This is a genomic window from Rhodococcus sp. CX (genome assembly GCF_015865005.1).
In the GTDB taxonomy this organism is placed as follows: domain Bacteria; phylum Actinomycetota; class Actinomycetes; order Mycobacteriales; family Mycobacteriaceae; genus Rhodococcus.
The window spans coordinates 36,547-54,059 of record NZ_JADZGH010000180.1 but is presented as its reverse complement, the minus strand read 5'-3'; the positions used below and the strand labels follow the sequence as shown (position 1 = coordinate 54,059).

General features: G+C 68.8%; 17 protein-coding genes and 1 pseudogene. 10 read left to right on the top strand and 8 right to left on the bottom strand.

All coding sequences use genetic code 11. The annotated features are described in order from the left end of the window. Nucleotides 1–24: 24 nt before the first annotated feature. Genes I0Q12_RS19015 through I0Q12_RS18995 form a run of 5 tightly spaced genes read left to right on the top strand, consistent with a single transcriptional unit; the run spans nucleotide 25 to nucleotide 4,743 of the window. On the top strand, nucleotides 25–1,260 hold the full coding sequence (locus I0Q12_RS19015; RefSeq protein WP_197253534.1) for an ABC transporter substrate-binding protein: 1,236 nt from the start codon (nucleotides 25–27) through the stop codon (nucleotides 1,258–1,260). Next, complete coding sequence (locus I0Q12_RS19010; RefSeq protein ID WP_248675496.1) at nucleotides 1,257–2,063, top strand: ABC transporter ATP-binding protein; 807 nt, start codon at nucleotides 1,257–1,259, stop codon at nucleotides 2,061–2,063. The genes I0Q12_RS19015 and I0Q12_RS19010 overlap by 4 nt, the downstream gene beginning before the upstream one ends. Further along, on the top strand, nucleotides 2,060–2,767 hold the full coding sequence (locus I0Q12_RS19005; RefSeq protein WP_197253533.1) for an ABC transporter ATP-binding protein: 708 nt from the start codon (nucleotides 2,060–2,062) through the stop codon (nucleotides 2,765–2,767). Before I0Q12_RS19010 ends, I0Q12_RS19005 begins: the two co-directional genes overlap by 4 nt. A gap of 15 nt (nucleotides 2,768–2,782) precedes the next feature. Beyond that, the gene (locus I0Q12_RS19000) at nucleotides 2,783–3,667 is read left to right on the top strand and encodes a branched-chain amino acid ABC transporter permease (protein WP_197253530.1); all 885 of its coding nucleotides are present in this window, start codon (nucleotides 2,783–2,785) and stop codon (nucleotides 3,665–3,667) included. Beyond that, a complete protein-coding gene (locus I0Q12_RS18995; RefSeq protein WP_197253528.1) occupies nucleotides 3,664–4,743 on the top strand; it encodes a branched-chain amino acid ABC transporter permease in 1,080 nt (359 codons plus the stop codon). Before I0Q12_RS19000 ends, I0Q12_RS18995 begins: the two co-directional genes overlap by 4 nt. 79 nt (nucleotides 4,744–4,822) lie before the next feature. On the opposite strand, the gene I0Q12_RS18990 is transcribed toward I0Q12_RS18995, so the two are convergent. The 5 genes from I0Q12_RS18990 to I0Q12_RS18970 are packed head-to-tail and all read right to left on the bottom strand — an operon-like array spanning nucleotide 4,823 to nucleotide 9,379. Next, a complete protein-coding gene (locus I0Q12_RS18990; RefSeq protein WP_197253526.1) occupies nucleotides 4,823–5,716 on the bottom strand; it encodes an oxaloacetate decarboxylase in 894 nt (297 codons plus the stop codon). Nucleotides 5,717–5,733: 17 nt separating this feature from the next. After that, nucleotides 5,734–7,104 carry a phosphotransferase family protein gene (locus tag I0Q12_RS18985; protein WP_197253524.1) on the bottom strand — a complete coding sequence of 457 codons (1,371 nt, stop codon included), beginning with the start codon at nucleotides 7,102–7,104 and terminating at the stop codon, nucleotides 5,734–5,736. Beyond that, nucleotides 7,101–8,285 carry an acyl-CoA dehydrogenase family protein gene (locus I0Q12_RS18980; RefSeq protein WP_197253522.1) on the bottom strand — a complete coding sequence of 395 codons (1,185 nt, stop codon included), beginning with the start codon at nucleotides 8,283–8,285 and terminating at the stop codon, nucleotides 7,101–7,103. The genes I0Q12_RS18985 and I0Q12_RS18980 overlap by 4 nt, the downstream gene beginning before the upstream one ends. A 19-nt stretch (nucleotides 8,286–8,304) precedes the next feature. Then, complete coding sequence (locus I0Q12_RS18975) at nucleotides 8,305–8,697, bottom strand: nuclear transport factor 2 family protein (protein ID WP_197253520.1); 393 nt, start codon at nucleotides 8,695–8,697, stop codon at nucleotides 8,305–8,307. A 13-nt stretch (nucleotides 8,698–8,710) separates the two neighbouring features. Beyond that, a complete protein-coding gene (locus I0Q12_RS18970; protein ID WP_197253518.1) occupies nucleotides 8,711–9,379 on the bottom strand; it encodes a TetR/AcrR family transcriptional regulator in 669 nt (222 codons plus the stop codon). Between the two features lie 96 nt (nucleotides 9,380–9,475). On the opposite strand from I0Q12_RS18970, the gene I0Q12_RS18965 reads away from it, so the two are divergent. Together I0Q12_RS18965 and I0Q12_RS18960 are read left to right on the top strand one after the other, a co-directional pair. After that, nucleotides 9,476–10,042 carry a VOC family protein gene (locus I0Q12_RS18965; protein WP_197253542.1) on the top strand — a complete coding sequence of 189 codons (567 nt, stop codon included), beginning with the start codon at nucleotides 9,476–9,478 and terminating at the stop codon, nucleotides 10,040–10,042. 20 nt (nucleotides 10,043–10,062) lie between these two features. After that, a complete protein-coding gene (locus I0Q12_RS18960; protein ID WP_197253516.1) occupies nucleotides 10,063–10,701 on the top strand; it encodes a carboxymuconolactone decarboxylase family protein in 639 nt (212 codons plus the stop codon). A 51-nt stretch (nucleotides 10,702–10,752) separates the two neighbouring features. Here the strand turns inward: I0Q12_RS18960 and I0Q12_RS18955 are convergent, their stop codons facing one another. Continuing rightward, nucleotides 10,753–11,829 (bottom strand): bifunctional 2-polyprenyl-6-hydroxyphenol methylase/3-demethylubiquinol 3-O-methyltransferase UbiG, encoded by a 1,077-nt coding sequence (locus I0Q12_RS18955; RefSeq protein WP_197253514.1) that lies wholly within the window; start codon nucleotides 11,827–11,829, stop codon nucleotides 10,753–10,755. A 141-nt stretch (nucleotides 11,830–11,970) separates the two neighbouring features. Between I0Q12_RS18955 and I0Q12_RS18950 the strand changes: the two genes are divergently transcribed. Further along, nucleotides 11,971–12,363 (top strand): VOC family protein, encoded by a 393-nt coding sequence (locus I0Q12_RS18950; RefSeq protein ID WP_197253512.1) that lies wholly within the window; start codon nucleotides 11,971–11,973, stop codon nucleotides 12,361–12,363. A gap of 42 nt (nucleotides 12,364–12,405) precedes the next feature. Here I0Q12_RS18950 and I0Q12_RS18945 read toward each other — a convergent pair whose 3' ends face one another. Then, a complete protein-coding gene (locus I0Q12_RS18945) occupies nucleotides 12,406–13,209 on the bottom strand; it encodes an alpha/beta fold hydrolase (protein WP_197253502.1) in 804 nt (267 codons plus the stop codon). Then, nucleotides 13,206–14,744: an ABC-F family ATP-binding cassette domain-containing protein gene (locus I0Q12_RS18940; protein ID WP_197253494.1), complete on the bottom strand. Its 1,539-nt coding sequence runs from the start codon at nucleotides 14,742–14,744 to the stop codon at nucleotides 13,206–13,208. The genes I0Q12_RS18945 and I0Q12_RS18940 overlap by 4 nt, the downstream gene beginning before the upstream one ends. A 164-nt stretch (nucleotides 14,745–14,908) precedes the next feature. Here I0Q12_RS18940 and I0Q12_RS34945 point away from each other — a divergent pair, with 164 nt between their 5' ends. Continuing rightward, entirely contained in the window at nucleotides 14,909–16,273 is a 1,365-nt protein-coding gene (locus I0Q12_RS34945; RefSeq protein ID WP_197253492.1) for a wax ester/triacylglycerol synthase domain-containing protein, read from the top strand. Nucleotides 16,274–16,458: 185 nt separating this feature from the next. Then, nucleotides 16,459–17,513, top strand: a pseudogene (locus I0Q12_RS33260) (penicillin-binding protein); the annotation flags it as partial.

Sequence of the window (17,513 nt, the reverse complement as noted above, 5' to 3'; positions counted from 1 at the left end):
CTCCCCACCCTCCCCGGAGCGATCATGAAACGTACTCTCGCCGTGGGCCTGACCGCCCTGTCCGCAGCCGCCGTGCTGACCGCCTGTTCCGGTCGCGGCACCACGATCGAAGCCGGCGAATGCGATCCCGGCATCACCGACACCGAGATCCGGTTCGGTTCGAGCCTGATGCAGTCCGTCGCCGGTCCGCAGGCGAAGGCCGCGACCGCCCTGTTCGAGGACATCAACCAGGACGGCGGCGTCACGATGGGTGACGGTAGGACCCGCCGGATCGTCTACACCGCCCTCGACGACGGCTACGACCCCGCACGCACCGTCGGCAACGTGCGCTCCCTGGTCGAACAGGAACAGGTCTTCGCCATCCACAACCTCGTCGGGACGCCGTCGACCCTCGCGGTCGTCGACTACCTGTCGTCGAAGAACGTCCCGCTGGTCTTCCCCATGACCGGCAGCGACGAACTGCTCGCCTCCGCCGCCGATCGTCCCGTCGTCGCCGGCGCCGTGAATCCTCAGACCGGATGGGAAGTTTCGGCCCACGCCGAGCAGATGCTGGCTCGACATCCGAACGCGAAGATCGCGGTGCTCTACCCGAACGACAGCCTCGGCAGCGGCAGCCTCGCCGCACTCGAAGCCGCTCTCGAGGGCAGCGGCGCGCAGATCGTCGCACGGCAGTCGTACGAACCGACCACGCCGTCGGTGGATTCGCAGGTCGTCAACCTCGCCAACTCGGGCGCCGACGTCTTCATGAACTTCGCGACCGCGAGCTTCGTGACCCAGTCACTGAAGAAGGCCCACGAACTGCGCTGGGATCCGGACACATACATCTACTCGGGCGCGACCGACACGAACTTCGTGCTCGCACCCGCGGGCCTGGAAGCCGCGGAGGGAATCCACTCGTTCTACTGGATCTACGACGTGAGCAGCCCCGAACACGACGACAGGCCCGGTGTGGCGAAGTGGCGTGAATTCGCCGCCCGGCACGCGCGCGATTTCGCAAGCACCGACACGATCGCGGCAACCGGCTACAACACCGCACAGCTTCTCGTCACCGCTCTCGAGCAGATGGACGGCTGCAGCCGAACGGATCTGCTCGACGCGGTCCGGAACCTCGACGGGGTGACGACGGACCTGTCCATCGAGGGCATCACCTTCGACACCACCCCCGACTACCCGTACGCGATCACGTCGATGGCCCCGATGACCTTCCGGGACGGCAGCTGGCACTACGACGCCGTGGTCACCCGCGGCGAGGACCGGTGACGGTGCACACCGGCGCGGCGGTCGGCAACACCGCAGCCGTGCCGGAACTGCGGGTCGAGGACGTGCGGCTGCGCTTCGGCGGCGTCGTCGCCCTGGACGGTCCGTCGTTCTCGATCGCCCCCGGAACCATCATGGGACTGATCGGACCGAACGGCGCGGGTAAGACGACGCTCTTCAACTGCATCTCGCGGCTCTACCAGCCCGATTCGGGCCGGATCACGTTCGGCGACACGAACCTGCTGGAGTTGCCCGCCGACGGCATCGCCGCGGCAGGCATCGCGCGCACCTTCCAGAACATCGGGCTCTTTCCCACCATGACGGTCGTCGAGAACGTCCTCAGCGGCGCATACTCGCGCACCCGCGCCGGATTCGTGCGTACCGCACTGGGTTCGCCGGCCGCACGGCGCGAGGAGCGGTACGAACGCGACGAGGCGTGGGCGCTGCTCGAGGCAATGAACCTCGCCCACGTCGGGCTCGAACCGGCCGGCAACCTGCCGTACGGGACGCTCAAACGCGTCGAACTGGCCCGGGCCCTCATGCAGCGGCCGAAGCTGCTCATGCTCGACGAACCGGCGAACGGCCTCATCCACGAGGAGGTCCTCGAACTCGCCGAGACCGTCCGCGACCTCCGCGACGAACGCGGCTTCTCCGTGCTGCTCGTCGAACATCACATGGCGATGGTCATGTCCATCTCCGACCGGATCGTCGTGCTCAACTTCGGACGGAAGATCACCGAGGGCGACCCCGCCGAGGTCGCGGCACACCCGGAGGTCGTCGAGGCCTATCTGGGAGGTGCGGCATGAGCCTGCTCGCCGTCCACGATCTCCACGCGCGATACGGGAACGCAGAAGTCCTGCACGGCATCGACTTCGACGTTCCGGCCGGTGAGGTCACGGTGGTCCTCGGCGCCAACGGTGCCGGCAAGACGACCATCCTCCGATCGATCTGCGCGATGGTGCACACCAGCGGGCGGATCGTGTTCGACGGCCGCGACATCAGCGGCATGCGGACCGACCGCATCGCACGTCTCGGTATCGCCCACGTTCCGCAGGGGCGGGGCACCTTCGGTGATCTCACCGTCGAGGAGAACCTTCTCATCGGCGGGTACACGACGTCGCAGGCCGCCACGACGCGGTCCATCGAGCGGTGGTACGAGTTCTTCCCGCGCCTGCGCGAACGCCGCACCCAGCTCGCCGCCGGCCTCAGCGGCGGCGAACAGCAGATGCTCGCGATCGCCCGCGCCCTCGTCCCCGAACCGCGGCTGCTCCTGCTCGACGAACCGTCGCTGGGACTCGCCCCCCGCATCACCCAGGAGGTGTTCCGCGCGCTGGGGCAGATCAACGAGGACACGGGCACAACCATTCTCGTCGTCGAACAGAACGCCCACCTGGCACTCGAGATCGGATCCTCGGCGGTCCTGGTCGACGCCGGGCGCGTCGTCGCCCAGCGCCCCGCCGCGGCTCTCGCCCACGACGACGCGGTGCGCCGCGCCTACCTCGGCTACTGAGGAGGAGTTTCAGTCATGCAGGTGTTTCTTCAGCAAGTCGTGGACGGCCTGACCTGGGGGGCGCTGTACGCGGCGTTCGCCCTGAGCATCGTCCTCGTCTACCGGGCATCCGGAATCGTGAACTTCGCGCAGGGCGAGATGGCGATGATCTCGGCGTTCTGCGCCTGGCAGTTCCACCAGTGGGGCGCCCCGCTCTATCTCGCGATCGCCGGTGCGATGGTGGTGGCCTTCCTGTTCGGCGCCCTCACCGAACGGGTGCTCATCCGGCCGCTCGCCTCGTCCCCGAACCACATGCCGCTCGTGATCATCACGCTCGGTCTCATGCTCGTGCTCAACAGTGCGGCGGGCTGGATCTGGGGCGTGCAGAGCAAGGAGTTCCCCTCGATCGTGTCCGGCCCGGCGATCACCCTGGGGCCGGTCGCGATGTCCCGTCAGTCGGTGGTGATCGTCGGCGCGGTCGTCGTGGTCGCGGCATTGCTGTTCGTCCTCTTCCAGCGCACCCGGATCGGGTTGGCGATGCGCGCTGCCGCCGGGAATCCGGAGTCCGCGAAGCTGATCGGTGTCCCGGTCGGGTCGATGCTCACCATCGGCTGGGGGCTCGCCGCCGCCATCGGTGCGCTCGCCGCCTCGCTCGCGGCTCCGCAGTTGTTCCTCCAGCCGAACATGCTGGTCGCCTCCCTGATCTACGCGTTCGCCGCCGCCGTGCTCGGAGGACTCGACAGCCCGGTCGGCGCGATCGTCGGCGGACTGTGCGTCGGGGTCGCCGAAAACCTTGCCGGCACCTACATCTCGTGGATCGGGCACGACTTCAAACAGGCGGTGGCACTCGCCCTGATCCTCGGGGTCCTGCTGCTACGGCCCGAGGGCCTGTTCGGGACCAGAAAGGTTGCACGGGTATGACATTCCTCGATTCACTCCGCCGACCGCGAGCCGAGCTCGATGCGCCGCTGTGGCTCTCACGCGTCACGGTCGTGGCCGTCGTCCTCGTCGCCGTCGTCGCCCCCCTCGTGTCCGCGCCGTACGTGAACTTCGACCGGTCGATGGTCCTGGTGTACATCGTCGTCGGGCTCGGCCTGAACCTGTTGACCGGCAACACCGGTCAGATCTCGCTGGGCCACGGCTTCTTCTTCGCCGTGGGGGCCTACCTCAGCGGGGTCCTCGTCGAGAACCACGGTGTGCCGTACCTGCTGCTGCTGCCGCTCGCCTTCGTCGTGTGCTACCTCGTGGGGTACGCCTTCGGGTTGCCGGCGCTGCGGCTACGCGGGCTCCAACTCGCCTTGGCCACATTGGGTCTGGCGCTGGTGACGCCCGCGGTCATCAAGCGGTTCGAACACGTGACTGACGGTCACGCCGGCATCAACATCTCCGCTGCCGACGCGCCCGGGTTCAGCGGCCTCGAGCGGGACCAGTGGGTGTACTACCTGTGCCTCGTGGTCGCGCTGGTCGCGTACCTGGTGGTCCGCAGGCTTTCGACCGGCCGGATCGGCCGCTCGCTCATCGCGATTCGCGACTACGAAGCGGTCGCCACCACACTCGGTGTTCCGGCCACCCGGACGAAGACGACGGTGTTCGCCCTCAGTGCCGCCCTCGCCGGCACCGGCGGCGTGCTCTACAGCTTCGTCGTCCAGTACGTCGGCCCGGAAGCGTTCGGGCTGCCGCTCGCGATCGCGTTCATCACGATGATCGTCGTCGGCGGACTGGGCACGGTCCCCGGTGTCGTGTTCGGTGCCCTGTTCGTCGTGTACGTGCCGCAATGGACCGCGGACATCAACCAGTCCGCCGCGGGCATCACCTACGGTGCGGCGCTGATCCTGTTCATCTTCGTGCTGCCGTACGGCGTCATCAGCGTGATCCGGGGTCTTCTCGGTCCCGTCGTCGCCCGGATTCCGGGCCGCCGCCGGGACACCCGGCCGGTGGCGGACGGCCGCGACACCGCACCCGATCTCGCCACCGTCGCCCGATCCACGACGGCCTGATCTCGCGGTTGTTCGATCCCACGAGAAGGCCCTCGGCTCGTAGCCGAGGGCCTTCGTCGTGGAACCGGTAGGAGTCCGATCATCGTTCGGCGAAACGCTGCCCGAGGTCGTCGATCTCGGGAAGACCCATGAACGAGGTGAACTCGTCGAACGGCGGCAGCTCGCCGAGCACCGCGCGCGGCGTTCCGTCCCGGAGGATCGCCCCATAGAACTCGCGCACCGACCGGGTCGCCGCGAGGAGCGCACCGATCGGGAACAGCACCAGGGCGAACCCGAGGTCGGTGAGCTCGTCCAGGGGGAGACCCGGGGTCCGGCCACCCTCCACCCAGTTGAACACCAGGCGGTGGCCCTTCAGCCGGGACGCGACCTTGCGCACGTCGTCGGCGCTCGCGGGGGCCTCGACGAACAGCAGGTCCGCGCCCGCATCGGCGTAGCGCTTCGCGCGCTCGATCGCCGCATCGATACCCTCGACCGCCGCCGCGTCGGTGCGGGCGATGACGAGCAGATCCGGGTCGATCCGTGCCGCGGTCGCCGCCTCCAGTTTGGCGACCATCTCCCCGGCGGGAATCACCGCCTTTCCGGCCATGTGGCCGCACCGCTTGGGCGAGACCTGATCCTCGAGCTGAAGCGCTGCGACGCCGGCGTTTTCGTAGTCGCGAACGGTGCGGATCACGTTGATCGGATTCCCGTAGCCGGTATCGGCGTCGGCCACGACGGGTACGTCGACGGCCGCAACCATCCGGCGGGCGTGGTCCGCCATCTCCGTCGCGGTGAGCAGACCGACGTCCGGCCGTCCCAACAGTGATGCGGCGGTGCCGAATCCGGTCATGTACACGGTGGAGAATCCGGCGGCTTCGGCCAGCCGCGCGGTGAGTGCGTCGTAGGCACCGGGAGCGAGAACCGGGGATCCGGCGTCGAGCAGGCGGCGCAACTGTGGCCGCGTCGCGGTCCGGGCGCCGAGCAGGTCGGACATGGAATGCCTTTCGAATTTCAGGGAACCAGGTGCCGCGGGTTCGCGACCCGCAGCCTGGTGAGGACAGCGCTCGAGACGGCCCTGCGGACGGCGACGTCGTCGTAACCGAGAGCACCCGAGCGGATTTCGGTGGCGAGGTCGGCCTCGGTAGCGCAGCCGAGTTCGCCGAGGCGAGCGCGCAGGGCGTTCGCGGCGTCGTCCCCGGCGGCAAGTTCCCGGCCGGCGATGCGCAGGAGGTTCACGCAGATCCGCAAGAGGTAGCGCTGCTGGTCGGAATCGTCGGCCAGAGCGGGCGCGATCTCGTCGGTGAGTGTGGTGGCGACGAGATCGACGATCTCGTTCGTCGTCGGCCGGTCGTGAACCGTGGCGGTCGCGGAACGCCGTTCGGGCGCCTCGCCCGGGTCGTCGAGGAGTCCGAGCACGAGCAGGAGGTCGTACTCGGATTCGCACACCCGGCGTCCGATGGACGCCAGTTCGAGGGAGAACTCCTCGCCGCTGAGGTGCCGCTGCGCCTGGAATCGGCTCAGGACGAGCCAGCGCAGGGTGCCGTAGGCCTCCCACCAGTGCAGTTCGGCGTCCGACGGGCGGATCCCGGTGGCGCGTTCGTATCCGTCGACGAGTTGCTCGCGGGTGCCGATGCCACCGACCGGCAACTCGGCACCGAACCGCCAGGCGCGGACGCACAACCAGCCCAGGTCCTCGATGGGGTCGCCGAGGTGGGCGAGTTCCCAGTCCAGGACGCCGCGGATCCCGGTTCGGTCGACGAGCAGATTGCCCATCCGGAAATCACCGTGTACCAGCGCTTTCGGCCGCACCGGTGGTCGATGGTCACGAAGCCAGCGCAATCCCATCTCGACGGCAGGGCGCGGCTCGTCGAATTCCCGGTACACCGCTTCGATCGCGTCGAGCGGATCCCCGGAATCGAGCATCGCCACCTCGGCGACGTCGCTGCGGTGGATCAGGCCCAGGGCGTATCCCATCTGCTCGGCGAGCTCGGCCCGGACGGCGACGAGTTCCGGGTCCCGCTGCAGTTTGCGCGGGAGCGATTCGCCGTCGACCCTGTTCATCAGCAGATAGGGCGCGTCGATCCCCGGTGCGGTGTCGCCGGCCGCGAGGACCTGGGGGACCGGGACGCCGGCCGCGGCCGCGGCGCGCAGGCACGCGGTCTCCGCGCGCATGCGGTCGGCGTCGCCGTGGCCGGGCGGGTCGCGGCGCAGCACGACCGGCAGGGGACTGCCGTCCGAGGTGTGGGCCTCGACAGACCACACCTGCCTGCTCGCCCCGCCGGTGAGCCGGTGCACGTCCGCGACCGTGACGGTTTCGCCCCGGGCATCGGTCAGGACGTCGGCGATGCCGTCGGCGAGTGTGGTGGTGGGGGATTCGGTCATCGCCACGGTGCCGCCTCGGGGTCGCGCAGGAGACGACGCGCCGTCGACATGCGGTGCACTTCGTCGGGGCCGTCGTAGATCCGCGCGTACCGGGCGCGGCGGTACATCTCCTCGAGAGGGGTGTCGCCGGTCAGGCCCAGCGCCCCGTGGACCTGGATCGCACGATCGACGACGTTGTGGAGCATCCGGGCTCCCCAGAACTTGATCAGGCCGATCTGGACCCGCGCGTCCTCGCCGGCGTCCATGGCACGGGCCGCATCGAGGGTCATCAGCCGCGCCGCGTGGATCTCGGCTGCCGATTCCGCCACGTAGCGGTGGATCTCGCCCTTCTCGGCGAGGAGCGTGCCGTGCACGTAGCGGCTGTTTGCGCGCTCGCACATCAGCTCGAATGCCCGCTGTGCCTGGCCGAGCCAGCGCATGCAGTGGAAGATCCGGCCGGGTCCGAGACGATCCTGGGCGACGACGAACCCCTTGCCGCGCTCCCCGAGGAGGTTGGCGGCCGGGACGCGGACGTCGGTGAGCCGGACCTCGTAGTGGTCGCTCGGGTCGTGGCCCATGGTCGGGATCGAGCGGACGATCTCGAATCCGGGGGTGTCGGTGGGCACGATGATCGCGCTGATCCGCGAGTGGCGCGGCGCGGTCTCGGGCTCGGTGCGGGCGAAGACGGAGCAGTATCCGGCGTCGGCGACACCTGGGTCATCAACGGCCACAAGTGGTTCACCACCGGTGTCGCCGTCGAGTTCCGCCCGGGTCTCGATCAGGGTGGGGTCCGAGCCGGCGACGTCGGGTTCGGTCAGGCCGACGGACGGCAGGAAGTCCCCGGCGACCAGCGGCGGGATCCACCGCTTCTTCTGCTCCTCGGTGCCGTGTTTGCGCAGCATCAGCGTGTCCTGCATGGACACCGAACCCACTGCGAGCTGGCCGAATTCGGAGCGTCCGATGATCTCGTTGAGGTAGACGAAGTCGAGGAACGGCACGCCCCCGCCACCGATGTCGGCCGGGTGTCCGAGAGCCCAGAGCCCGAGTTCCTTGGCGCGGGACCGCAATCCGTCGAGCGTCTTCCGGGCGTCGTCACCCTCACGGGTGAGGACCGGTTCGGCGGGGATGACCTCGCCGTCGATGAAGGCGCGCATCCGGGCGCGCAGGTCGGCGATCTCGCCGTCGGGCTGGTTCACCATCATTCCAGTGCTGCCTCTCGTGTTATGTGCGCGATGCTCGGTTGCGGGAACCGATTTCGCGAAGGGGGCGGATCGCGGCGGAGTCGACGTACTCGTCGATGCGGGAGATGTGTCCGTCCTCGACGCGGACGAACAGGCCGGCGGGAATCTCCAGGGGGCCGTGCCCCGGTAGGACGCCGCGGACCACGTGTTGCTGAGCGAATCCGTCGGGCAGGATGTGCCGGCGGATGTCTTCGTAACGGAAGTCCTCGAGCGTGCGCGCGAGCCACCGCAGTACTCGAAGGTTCGCGGAAACGGTCTGCTCGAGGCCGTCGTCGTTGTGCCAGATACGCGCGTCGGGCGCGTACAGCTCGGTGAGTGTCGCCTCGTCGCCGCGTTCGACGGCGGCGAAGAAGCGATCGGCGAGGTCGTTCATGGGGACATACCGTTCATGGGGCAGGGTTCTCCTCGCGGCTTTGTGCGGTGTCGGGGTCGAGTCCCAGTGCACCGAGGCACATCTGGTCCAGGGTGTCCAGCAGCCGTTCCTCGTCGGCCTCGTCGCCCTGGACGAGCCAGAGGTAGAGGGTGTGGTCGACCATCGCGGCCATGGCGCGGGCCGCGAACACCGGGTCGAGCGAGGAGCGGACGAGCCCGTCGGCCTGCCAGCGGGCGATCGCCCGCGACGTCCGTTCGACCAGTTGCTGGCGGTGCTGCTGACGCAGCGCGCGGAACTCGTCGTTGAACGTCGCGACCTGCTCGACGATCGCCATCAGTCGCGCGTTGCGCCGGTACGCCTGGTAGTAGGAGCGGTTGGACGCGACGAGACGGGCGGCGGGGGACAGGTCGGAATCCGCGGGTTCGCGACGGTGCACGTCCTCGAACAGGCGGGTGCTGAGTTCGCGGAAGATGTCTTCCTTGGATTCGAAGTAGCGGTAGAACGTTCCGTAGGAGACCTTGGCCTCCTGTGAGATCTGTTCGACCCGCGTGTCGGGGAAGCCGACGGTCTCGAACACGGTGCGGGCAGCGTCGAGCAGTGCATCGCGGGTCTTGCGGCCGCGTGCGGTCAGGGTGTCGACCGGTGCAGGGACGGACGGGGTGTTGACAGATGACTTGGCCACGGTCAAACTATCCAAGAAGATGACATGACTGTCAAGTCATTTTTCGGCCACAGCCACGACACATTCTTCCTCGTCATCGCGCCGAAAGGGATCGCAATGGACAACTCGGATCCGAAGTTCGAATTCCGCGGAATCAACCACCTCGCGCTCGTGTGCTCCGACATGCGACGCACCATCGACTTCTACTCGGGTGTGCTGGGCATGCCGCTCGTCAAGACACTCGACCTGCCCGACGGACTCGGCCAGCACTTCTTCTTCGACTGCGGAGGAGGGAACACCCTCGCGTTCTTCTGGCTCGCGGATGCCCCCGACGCGGCACCGGGTATCGCCGCACCCAAGGGCCTGCCGGACCAGGGTGAACTCGCCAGCGCCGTCGGCTCCATGAACCATGTCGCCTTCGCGGTGCCGCCGGAGAAGTTCGACGAGTACCGCACCCGGCTGAAGGCCGAGGGCATCGCGGTCAGCCGTGTCCTCAACCACGACGACAGCCCCGCGGGGGTGTCCCGGGAGGTGCATGCCGGCACCTTCGTCCGATCGTTCTACTTCCAGGATCCGGACGGTGCTCTTCTGGAATTCGCGTGCTGGACACGAGAGTTCACAGCGGAGGACGTCCGGCACGAGCCGAAGACCGCCGCCGACCGGCGCGCGACGAGCGTCCGCTGACAACCCCGAAAGGAACCGCCATGCCCCGACTTCGTGAGGTCCCGCGCGCCGAGGTGACCGACGAGAAGATCCTGTTCTTCTACGATAGGCTCTTCGGCCCGGACAAGGATCCCGCCGTCGATCACGGCACCATCCACGCCACCCCGGGTGACTGGTGGACGGTCTTCGCCCAGTCGCCCGCGGTGTTCCGGCACGCGGTGCGCGGGTTCGCGCTCTACCGGAACGCGAAACTGGATCCCCTCCTGCGGGAACTGGGCCAGGGACGCGCCGGGTACGCCCGCGGAAGCCAGTTCGTCTTCTCGCAGCACTGCAAGCAGATGCGGTCGCTCGGCATGCCGGAGGAGAAGATCGCCGCGATCCCGTCCTGGCAGATCAGCGACCTGTTCTCCCCGCTCGAACGTGCCGTGCTCGCCTACACCGACGGACTCGTCCACGACGGGGGCCGCGTACCGGACGAGGTGTTCGCCGCCCTGCAGGCCGAGCTCTCCGACTCCGAGATCCTCGAACTGACGTACATCACCTGCATGTACGACATGCACGCCACCATGTGCCGGGCGCTGAAGCTCGAGTTCGACGACCGGCCGGAACCGATCGAGGAGGTCCAGGTGCCTGAGGGCGTCGTGGTCGCGGACCTGTCGGCCGACCTCGCGGGAGAGTAGCGAGGAGTCGGAACGGATCGTGCGGCCGCGGTCGGGGCGGCCGTACGATCGCTACGTGGTGAGCAGGTAGAAGCGCCACAGATCGAAGTTCTCGATCGGCAGGACCGAGACGTCGGCGAACCCGGCTTCGAGCGCGTAGCGGCGCAACGTCGACATGCGCATCACCGTTCCGGTCCCGACCGAGCCGGGGTGGCTCATGCTGTCGGGCAGGCAGCACGTCAGGCTGAACCCGTACATGAGGCGGTCGATTTCGTTTGCGGGTGCGGTGAACTCGTCCGCGACCGCTTCGTCCATCACGACGACCACGCCGTCGTCGGTCAGTGCCCGTCGCATCGCACCGAGCACTTCCACGGGCCGGGGCATGTCGTGAATGCACTCGAACGCGAACGCGGCCGAGAATCGTCCTTCCGGAAGTTCCTGGGCATCCGCTTCGATGATAGTGACGCGATCCGAAACATCCGGGTGTTCGGCGACATTGGACGTGGCGAGGGCTACGGTCGCCGGATCGATGTCGTAGCCGGTCACCCGGGCCTGCGGGTACGCTCGCGCCAGGGCGATCGTCGACCATGCTCCACCACAACCGATGTCGGCGATCTCGATCCCCGGTTTCCGCAGCCTGTCGTGGAGTTCCGGCACCGACGCCAGCGCCGACGGCAGGGCCTTCTCGAACCACGGCCGGTTCATCGCGGCCTGGGATTCCCGCGCGTCCGCGCCGAGGTCTGCCCAGCTCACGCCGCCGCCGGTGCGGTAGGCGTCGAGCAGTTCGGGCAGATGGACGGCGAAACCGCACAGCATACGTGCGAGCGGGCCTAGGTAGTTGAGGCTGTGCTCGTCGGTGAGGACCTCGGCCGCGGTGTCCAGGAGGGTGTATGTCCGCGGATCGCCGTCGCTCGCGACGAGCAGCCCGGTCGCGGCCTGCTGTTCGAGCCATTCGCGTGCATAACGGGTATCGGTGCCGGTGCGGGCCGCCAGTTCCTCCGGGGTGGCCGGCCCGTCCGTGGCGAGACTGCGGTACCAGCCGAGTCGGTCGCCGATGTACATCGAGATCAGGTCGATCGTTCCCAGCGACGCGTCGAGGACGCGTTGTGCGAGGGACTCGACCGTGGGGGCGGTATCGATGTCGGTCATGGGTGCCTCCGAGGGGAGCGGGTGTTCGGGGCATTTTCATGGTGCCTGCCGGGCGTGCACGCGACAACCTGCCGGACCTCCGGGAACAATTGCCGTACGGTGTACGTTAACCGACGGCATCCCACAAGAAGGAGGGTTCTCGTGCAGATCACCGGCAGTGCCCTGTCCCTCAATGTCGCGGACGTCGAGGCGTCGGCGGAGTTCGCGATCCGGCACCTGGGTTTCGCTCCGGAGATGTCCGCCGACGGTTTCGTGTCCCTCGCCCGCGAGGACGCCGGATTCAACTTGATCTTCCTGCGTACCGGGCTCGGCACCTTCAAACCGGCCAGCCATGCCGGTGCCGCCGGGCAGGGGACGCTCGTGGCGTTCGTCGTCGACGACATCGACGCCGAATACGAGCGGCTCCGAGGCGAAGGCGCCCGCATCGTCACCCCGATCGAGACCGAGCCGTGGGGGGAGCGCTACTTCCAGATGCTCGATCCCAACGGCGTCGTGTTCCAGCTCGTGCAGTGGGTCGACGGCACCGACGGGTAGTCCGGGCCCCGTGCGTGATTTCGGTAGCGGCCGCTACCGAAATCACGCACGAGGGGCAGCGGCCAGGAAGGGCTCGACCACCGACAGCACCTCGCGACTCGCGGCGATCGTGGTGGCGTGGTCGAATCCGCGCAGGACCGCGAGCCGCGCGCCGGGAATCGTCCGCGCCAGCGCCCGCGTGTCCGGCACCCGAAGGAGATCCTCCGATCCGACGAACGCCAGGGTCGGCACCCGCAGCGCCGTGAGTGCCTCGTCGGCGATGCCCGGTTCCTGCTCGGACCTGCGGAAATAGGCGGCCAAGGCGCGGTCGTCGTTCGCACGGAACGCCGCGCGGGTCGCGGCGTCGACCGGCCACTGCCGGTGCGCGGACCAGGCGTCGAGGAACGCCTCCATGCCGTCGCGTTCGAGAACGTCGACACAGCCGGGGAAGAACAACCGGTCGAACGCCCCGGCCTGCGGGCGGGCACTGCCACCGCCCACGATCAACGACCGCACCCGGTCCTCGGCTGCGACCGCGAGCGACAGCACCGACCGTGCCCCGAACGAATAGCCCATGACGTGAGCCCGCTCGACGCCGGCGTCGTCCAGCACCGCGAGCAGGTCGCCGACGACGAGATCCATTGCGTAGCAATCGGGATCGGTGGGCTTGTCGCTGCGGCCGTGCCCGCGCAGATCCGGCAGGAGCAGCCGGTATCGCTGACGCAGCGCCGCCATGTACCCGAAGCCCCGCCAGATCGCCGACGACAGGGCGCTCCCGTGCGCGAGCAGCAGCGCGGGAGCGTCCGCCGGACCCACCGCCGCGTACGCGACGGCGGTGCCGTCGACAGGATTGATCGCTCGACTCATCCTCCGAGTGTGACCGATCGGGTCACGCCGATCTCCGCGAGGAACCGTTCGTCGTGCGACACCACCACGAGCGCACCCTCGAACGCCAGCAGCGCCTGCGTGAGATGTCCGAGACTCGGCAGATCGAGATTGTTCGTCGGCTCGTCGAGCATCAGCAACCGCGGTGCCGGATCGGCCGCGAGGAGGATCGCCAGCGCCGCCCGCAAACGCTCGCCTCCCGACAACGCCCCGACGGGCCGGTCGGCGTCGGCGCCGCGGAACAGGAAGCGCGCCAGGCGCGCCCGGATGTCCTGCGGGGTGCGATGGGGTGCGCGCAGCGCCGCGTTCTGCGCGACGGACAGGTCGTCGTCGAACACGTCGAGCCGCTGCGGAAGCAACGCGAACGGCACTCGGGGCCCGGCGTCCGCAATGCGATGCAGCAGCGTCGTCTTCCCGGAACCGTTCGGCCCTCGCAGCGCGATGCGTTCGGGCCCGACGATCTCGAGCGGCTCGTCGAGAACCCGCTGGCCCGGGTGCACCACGGTGGCCGGGAGGTCCACCCGGATCTCCCGATCGTCCCGCACCGCCTCCTGGGCGCGGGTGAGCTGCTCCCGGGCCTGCTCGAGATTGCCCTCGTGCTCGCGACGCAGGCGACCCGCGGACTCCTGCGCCGCACGCTTGCGGGCCCCCATGATGATCTTGGGTTCCCGCTTGTTCTCGAACATCTTGCGCCCGTAGCGTTCTCGGCGATCCAGGATGATGTGCGCGGCGGACAGCTCACGGGCCTGCCGGCGCACGTCGTTGCGGGCGTCGCGGACCGCCGCCTGCGCGGCCTCCTGTTCCGCCGCGACGATCCGCTCGTACTCGCTGTAATTGCCGCCGAACAGCCGCAGAGCGCCGTCGCGCAGCTCGGCGATCGCATCCACCGATTCGAGCAGGTCGCGGTCGTGGGAGACCACGACGAGAGTTCCGGTGAACTGCCGCAACGCCTCGTACAACCTGCCCCGCGCGGCGGTGTCGAGGTTGTTGGTCGGCTCGTCGAGCAACAGCACCTGCGGATCGTCGAGCAGTCGCGCCGTGAGCGCGAGCAGAACGGTCTCACCGCCCGACAGGGTTCCGACGGTGCGATCGAAGTCGTTCCGGTCCTGCAGGATCCGGTCGAGACCGAGCCTGTGCACGGTCGCGATCGCGCGTTCCTCGATGTCCCAGCGATCGCCGACGGTGTCGAAGTCCGCGGCGGTTCCGTCGCCGGATTCGATGCGTCGCAGCGCGGCCCGGACCTCGCCGATCCCCAGGACCGTCTCGACTCGCAGATCCGGGTCCAGGGTGATGTCCTGCGGGAGGTAACCGACACGCCCGCGTGTCGTGACCGATCCGCGCGTTGCCTTGCGGTTCCCCGAAACGATCTGCAGCAGAGTCGATTTTCCGGATCCGTTCCGTCCGACGAGACCGGTGCGGCCGAGCGGGAACGTCGCGTCGAGCCCGTCGAACACGGGATCGCCGTCGGGATGCTCGTAGTGCAGGTCGGAAAGAGAAATGCCGATGGGAGAGGACATGAGAACTCCTGGAGGTAGCGACGGATCGCACGGGGAACGTGCGGGGTGCGAAACCTCTACAGGAGCAAGGGCCTTCTCCGATCGGCGACAACGTGACGTGACTACGGTATGCACACGGTTCGGAACGCGCAACCGGTTTTCGCGACACGCTACGAAGGAGTGCAGTGGGACCGACATCGCAGGTTCGGCCGATCGACGCCACCTATGTTCTCGAAGCCGATCGCGGTCATCACCTCGACACACTCCTCTTCTGGGTTTTCGACTCGGGGACCGGGACGCCCCCGACCGCCGCGGAGATCACCGAACACTTCCGGCGACGTGCGGGGTTCTGGGCGCCGATGAACCGTCGTTTCGTCGGCGTTCCCGGACACCTGGACCACGCGTACTGGGTGGCCGACGACCGGCCGGTGGAGGACCGGGTGGTCCACGATCGGCGGACAGGACTCGACTGGCAGGCGCTGATCCGGGTACTCGAACAGCTCGCCGCCACCCCGCTCGACGTCCGCGCCACGGCCTGGCGAATCGACGTGTTCCACGACGTCCGGAACGTCCCCGGCACGACCACGCCCGGGACCGTCGTGGTGTTGCGCGGGAACCATTCACTGATCACGGGACCGATCTTGAATCCCTTGTCGGAGGCGCTGTTCGGCGACAGGACCGAGCCGGTGCACTTCCCGGGACTGGATCCGGTCGTCCCGCGCGTGAACCGTGCGCTCGCCGCGGCGCGTGGGATCACCCGGGCTCCGCGCGCGACGGTGCACTATCTGCGGACGATGGGTGCCGCGCTGCGCGATGCCCGGACCGCTGCCCAGGGTTCTGCTCCACCGGCGAGCCTCACCCGGACCGTGCTGAACTCCGAACCCGGCGACCGGCGCACGCTGCTCGTGCTGCGTCTCGGTCGCGCCGGGTCGCTCCCGACGGGGTTCACGGTCACCGCGCTCGCGCTGACGGCGATGTCGGTTGCGCTCGAGCGGTATCTCACCGACGTCGCCGGACAGTGCCCGCCGGACCTGACAGCGTTCGTGACGATCGCGTTCGCCGATGAGGTGCAGGCAGTCGGTATCAACAGCATCGACTGGGCGGATGTCGCGCTGCGCCCCGACATCGACTCGATCCGGGAACGCGCCGCGGCGGTGCTGGCGTCGCTGGTAGAACGCAGAGAAGCCGCGTCCGTGCGGCGCCTGACCGACACGAACGCGATTCCGTCGTTCCTGCTCCCCGTGGAACTGGCCGCGCACCGGCGTCGCGTCGATGCCCGTCTTGGTCCGCGCATGCACACGATGCTGACCAGCATCCGGATCGGCGGCGACGGTCCGTGGGCGCTGGCCGGTCGGCCGATGCTGTTCGGAACCCTCTGCCCGTCGTTGACCTCGGAGGCCACCGTCACCCACGGGCTGATCGGTCTCGGCGACGACCTGACCCTGACGGTGCTGACGTCCCCGGAGATCATCCGGGTTCCACAACGCTATGCCGCGCACCTCGAAACCGCCTTCGAGGAGGTGGCGACCGCACTCCGTCCCGGAGCGTGAGCGCGGCCGCTTCCGGCTGCGCGCCGGGATCCGCCTCATGATTCGGAATCCGCCCGTGCTGTTACCGGAGCGGATTCCGAACCGCCGCGTGGTTTCCGTTACGTGCATCCGGCACGCCGCGTGGTGACAGGCGCCGGTGAACGAACTCGGGCATGATCGAGTGAGTGCGCACTCTTCGACGACGAATGGTCCTGCCGGTGGTGCTGACGGTGGGTGCGCTCGTGGTGGCCGGTTGCTCCACCGGACCCGATCAGCCGGAGACCGTCGCCCAGCAGTTCGCGGAGGCACTCGAGGCGGGAGACGTGCAGGCCGCGGCAGCGCTGACCACCGATCCCACAGCCGCAGCCGAGACCATCGACGGGTTGTTCGAAGGACTCGGCTCCGACTCGCCCGACGTCACGCTCGCTGGTACCGGGGACGAGGACACCTTCGAACTCGACGTGGCGTGGCGGTTGGGACCCGACCCGGCCGAAGACGAGGCCGGGGAGACCGACGCCGGGGAGACTTCGGCGACGCCGGCCGCCCCGGAGCCCGCACCGAGCGTGGGCGAGTGGTCCTATCGCACGTCGGGGTCCGCGGTCGACGGCGACGCCGGCTGGCGCATCCGCTGGGATCCCGCCGTGCTCGCGCCCGGGCTGACCGCGGACACGTCCCTGCGGTACCTCCGGGCCGAGGGCACTCCCGCGTCGGTGCTGGACCGCAACGGGCAGCCGCTGATGGAACAGCGGGTCGTCACCTTGGTGAACCTCGACCCGACCGCCGACCCCGCTGCGGTCGCGCCGGTGCTGGCGACGGTCGTGCCGACGATCACGGCGGAATCACTGGCGGCGGATCTCGCGGAGGCCGGGGGCGGACCGGTGACGGCGGTGACCTTGCGCGACGAGGACCTGGCCCGGGTCGAAGCACAGCTCGCAGCGTTGCCCGGGGTGTCGCTGGCCCCGCAGACACGGCTGCTGACCGTCGACCGGGCGCTGGCGTCGCCGGTGTGGTCGGGTCTGGCCGAGATGTGGCAGGACGGGCAGGACGCGGCCGCGGGCTGGGTCGTGCAGTCGGTGGATGTGGACGGGTCGGCGCAGCGGGTGACCGGGGTCGACGGGACGGACGCGCCGGACATCCGCACGACGATCGATCTCGGCTTGCAGGTGCGCGCGGAGGCTGCGGTCGCCGCGGTGCCGCAGCCGGCCGTCGTCGTGGCTGTGGAACCGTCGACCGGAGCGGTGCGCGCGGTCGCGCAGAACGC